The sequence below is a fragment of the Streptacidiphilus neutrinimicus genome (assembly GCF_000787815.1).
In the GTDB taxonomy this organism is placed as follows: domain Bacteria; phylum Actinomycetota; class Actinomycetes; order Streptomycetales; family Streptomycetaceae; genus Streptacidiphilus; species Streptacidiphilus neutrinimicus.
In genome coordinates this window covers 32,096-35,835 of record NZ_BBPO01000003.1, presented here as the reverse complement: position 1 = coordinate 35,835, position 3,740 = coordinate 32,096, and the positions used below count along the sequence as shown (strand labels likewise).

General features: G+C 72.4%; 4 protein-coding genes. 2 read left to right on the top strand and 2 right to left on the bottom strand.

Features of this window, described 5'->3' with window-relative positions:
* A partial coding sequence (locus TR48_RS03150; RefSeq protein WP_152627782.1) for a phospholipase domain-containing protein occupies window positions 1–741 on the top strand: 741 nt, incomplete at its 5' end.
* Between the two features lie 30 nt (window positions 742–771).
* Here TR48_RS03150 and TR48_RS03145 read toward each other — a convergent pair.
* A complete protein-coding gene (locus TR48_RS03145; RefSeq protein WP_052442368.1) occupies window positions 772–1,203 on the bottom strand; it encodes an ATP-binding protein in 432 nt (143 codons plus the stop codon).
* Between the two features lie 287 nt (window positions 1,204–1,490).
* On the opposite strand from TR48_RS03145, the gene TR48_RS03140 reads away from it, so the two are divergent.
* Entirely contained in the window at window positions 1,491–2,960 is a 1,470-nt protein-coding gene (locus tag TR48_RS03140; RefSeq protein WP_042364289.1) for an MFS transporter, read from the top strand.
* A 39-nt stretch (window positions 2,961–2,999) separates the two neighbouring features.
* Here TR48_RS03140 and TR48_RS03135 read toward each other — a convergent pair.
* A partial coding sequence (locus tag TR48_RS03135; RefSeq protein ID WP_042364288.1) for a phospholipase domain-containing protein occupies window positions 3,000–3,740 on the bottom strand: 741 nt, incomplete at its 5' end.

Sequence of the window (3,740 nt, the reverse complement as noted above, 5' to 3'; positions counted from 1 at the left end):
GGGCTGCCCTCGCTTCCCGACACCAGCGCCACCATCAGCCAGGCCACGGCCAACGTGCAGATCAATCCGGCCCCCGGCACCAACTCGATGCCCACGCAGGAGGCCGGCACCCGCCCGGCCCGGGCACTGCCCTACCAGCCCAACGCCTGGGTCGACCACATCGAGTACGACGCGAACGGCCAGATCCTGCTCTGGATCGACATGGCGAACCAGGGCCCGCAGGCCACCGCCTACGCGCACTACTCCATCTATGCCAACAACTACCGCAGCGGCGGCCCGTGGCAGTACACCGTCGCGCCGTACGCCAACGGCAAGGACGGCACGGCCAACGACTACTTCAACATCGGCACGAACTACGGCAACGGTCAGTACGACCTCACCTGCGTCGGCCCGAACCGCTTCCTGCGCCGTTTCCAGGGCAACGCGAACGGCGCGGGCAAGGGCTGCGAGGCCAGCACGTACTACGCCCCCGCGCCGAACACCGGCCAGGAGGCCGTGTGGTTCAAGATGACCAACACCGGCTCCAGCACGGTCACCTACACCATCACCTCCACCAACTACCGCACCGACGGCCCCTGGACCTACCAGGTCGCCCCGGGGGCGACGGTGTCGGACTACTTCAACGCGGTGGCGTACGACAACGGCTGGTACGACTTCACGGTCACCGTCGACGCCGACTCCTCGTGGAGCCGCCGGGCCACCGGCCACATCGAGACCGGCGCGGCGAGCGTCAGCGGCTGACGCGGCGGCTGACGCGGCGGCTGACGCCACTCAGGCCGCGGCAGCCGACCCCGGTGCGGGGCGGAGGTGGAACCAGACCCACTTTCCGTCCCGCACCCGGAAGTACCCCCAGTCGTCGCTGAGGTCCTTGATCAGCCTTAGCCCGCGCCCCGACTCGGCGGCGCGGGCGGCGACACCCGGCCGCACCGGCAGCGGCGTGGCCGGGTCGCCGTCGAAGACGGCGCAGAACATGCCCCCGGACCGGTGGTCCACGCACATCTCGACCGTCACCCACGGGCCGTCGGTGTGCTCGACCGCGTTCGCGACGGCCTCGGTGACGAGCAGCTTGCCGCGGTCGGTGACGTCCTCGTCGTCGGGGGCGAGCGCCGCGACGGTGTGCCGCGCCTGCGCGGCCGCGCGTGCGTGCCGCGGCAGCGTGAGGACGGCGGCCGGCGTGCGGTGGTCACGTGCGCGGGCGTGCATCTCGATCGCTCCTCTGCGGGCCTGGCGGCGGACGCTGCGGCCAGGCTCCACACGCCGGCACCGCGTCCTCATCTCCCACGCTACGGCTGCGGAGCCCCCGGATCAGTGCGGCGTTGGGCCCCGCCCAGGGCGCCGAAAGGCGTCCCGCCGCGGGACCTAGGTCCCGGGCAGGTCCCGGACGCCGTCCCGGCGCCGTGGCCCGGCGGGCCGGGACTCCCGCGCTCCGACCGGCCGGGATTCGCGCCGTTCCTCGCGCCCGCCGGGCCACCGCAACATAACCTGCGTATATGACGCCTTCCCTGCGGTACGGGTCGGGCCCGGGGCGCTGGGTCCTCGCCGCGACGGTCCTCGGTTCCGGCCTCGCGTCGATCGACGCCACCGTCGTGGGGATCGCGCTTCCCGCGATCGGGCGGGATTTCCATGTCGGGCTCGCCGACCTGCAGTGGGTGGTCACCGCCTACACGCTGACCCTGGCGGGTCTGCTGCTGGTCGGGGGCTCGCTCGGGGACCGGTTCGGACGGAAGAAGGTCTTCCTGATCGGCGTGGTGTGGTTCGCGCTGGCGAGCCTGATCTGCGGGTTCGCCCCCAACTCGGCGACGCTGATCGGGGCCCGCGCGCTCCAGGGCGTCGGCGCGGCGCTGCTCACCCCGGGGAGCCTGGCCATCATCGAGGCCTCGTTCGTCCCGGAGGACCGGGGGCGAGCCATCGGCGCCTGGTCGGGGCTGAGCGGGGTGGCGACGGCCATCGGGCCGTTCGTCGGCGGGTGGCTGGTGCAGGCCGTCTCCTGGCGGCTGATCTTCGCGATCAACCTGCCGCTGGCCGTGGTCGTCGTGGTGCTCGGCATCCGGCACGTCCCCGAGTCGCGGGATCCGGCCGCGGCGGAGGGGAGCGTGGACGTGACGGGCGGGGCGCTGATCACGCTGGGGCTGGTGGGACTGACCTACGGGCTGATCGAGGGACCCTCGCGGGGCTGGCAGAGCGCCGCCGTACTGACCTCGCTCCTCGGCGGCCTCGCCCTGCTCGGCGCGTTCGTCTGGTGGGAGAACCGGACGCCGCACCCGATGCTGCCGCTGTCGCTCTTCTCCTCACGCCAGTTCACCGCGACCAACGCGGTGACCTTCGTGCTGTACGGCGCGCTGGGCGGGGTGCTCTTCCTGCTGCCCATCCAACTGCAGCAGGTCTCCGGCTACAGCGCGCTGGAGGCCGGGGTGTCACTGCTGCCGGTGACCCTGATCATGCTGACGCTCTCCGCCCGATCCGGCCAGCTCGCCGGCCGGATCGGTCCGCGGTTGCAGATGAGCGTCGGGCCGTGCCTGGCGGGGGTCGGGATCGCGCTGCTGAGCATGGTGGGCAGCTCGGGCTCCTATCTCACCGAGGTGCTGCCGGCCGTCGTGGTGCTCGGACTCGGGCTGGCCACGACCGTCGCGCCGCTCACCTCGACCGCGCTGTCCTCCGCGCCCGCGCAGCACGCGGGCATGGCCTCGGCGGTGAACAACGACGTGGCCCGGGCCGCCGGCCTGATCGCGGTGGCCGTCCTTCCGGCGATCGCCGGGATCACCGGCTCCGCCTACCTGCACCCGGCCACGTTCTCGTCGGGCTTCCACAGGGCCGTGCTGTTCTCCGGCGCGCTGTGCGTGCTGAGCGGGCTGATGGCGGCGGCGCTGATCCGCAACCCGGCCAAGGCGCCGAAGCAGGAGCCCGGCCCGGCGGCCCCGCAGCACAGCTGCGGGCTCGACGCGCCGCCGAACCGGTCCTGAGCCGCTCCCTCCGCCACCTCCGCGGCCTGGGCCGCGAGGTCAGCCGCTGACGCTCGCCGCGCCGGTCTCGATGTGGCCGGTCACGCGACGGCTCCAGCTGGAGTCGGAGCTGACGGTGACGTTGAAGTCGTACCAGCCGTTCTGGTACGCCACCGCGTTGAAGTAGTCCGACACCGTCTGGCCGGCCGCGACCTGGTAGGTCCAGGGGCCGTCGGTGCGGTAGTTGGTGGAGGTGACGGTGAACGTGACCGTGCTGGTGCCGGTGTTGGTCATGTGCACCCAGAGCGCCTCCTTGCCGGTGTCCGGCGCGGCGGCGTAGGTGGTGGTCGCCTCGCAGGTCTTGCCGGCCGCCGTGGTGTTGCCGGTGAACCGGCGCAGGAAGCGGTTCGGGCCGACGCAGGTGAGGTCGTACTTGCCGTTGCCGTAGCCGGTGCCGACGTTGAAGTAGTCGATGGTGGTGCCGTCGGTGCCGTTGCTGAAGGGGGCGACGGTGTACTGCCACGGGCCGCCGCTGCGGTAGGCGTTGGCGTAGATCGAGTAGTGCGCGTAGGACGTGGCCTGCGCGCCCTGGTTGGCCATCCGGATCCACACCAGCGTCTTGCCGCCGGAGTCGAACTCGAGGTGGTCCACCCAGGCGTTGGGCTGGTAGGGCAGTGCGCGGGCCGGGCGGGTGCCGGCCTCCTGCGCGGGCAGGGCGTTGGTCGTCGGGCTGGGGTTGGGCAGCGGGTCGCACTTGGCTTGGCCGAAGACCACGCTGGTGCTCGGCAGGGTCGGCGCGCC

Bases quoted from the DNA above. Each gene is read 5' to 3' on its own strand.
- TR48_RS03145 (WP_052442368.1), bottom strand. From the start codon at position 1,203: ATGCACGCCCGCGCACGTGACCACCGCACGCCGGCCGCCGTCCTCACG.
- TR48_RS03140 (WP_042364289.1), top strand. From the start codon at position 1,491: ATGACGCCTTCCCTGCGGTACGGGTCGGGCCCGGGGCGCTGGGTCCTC.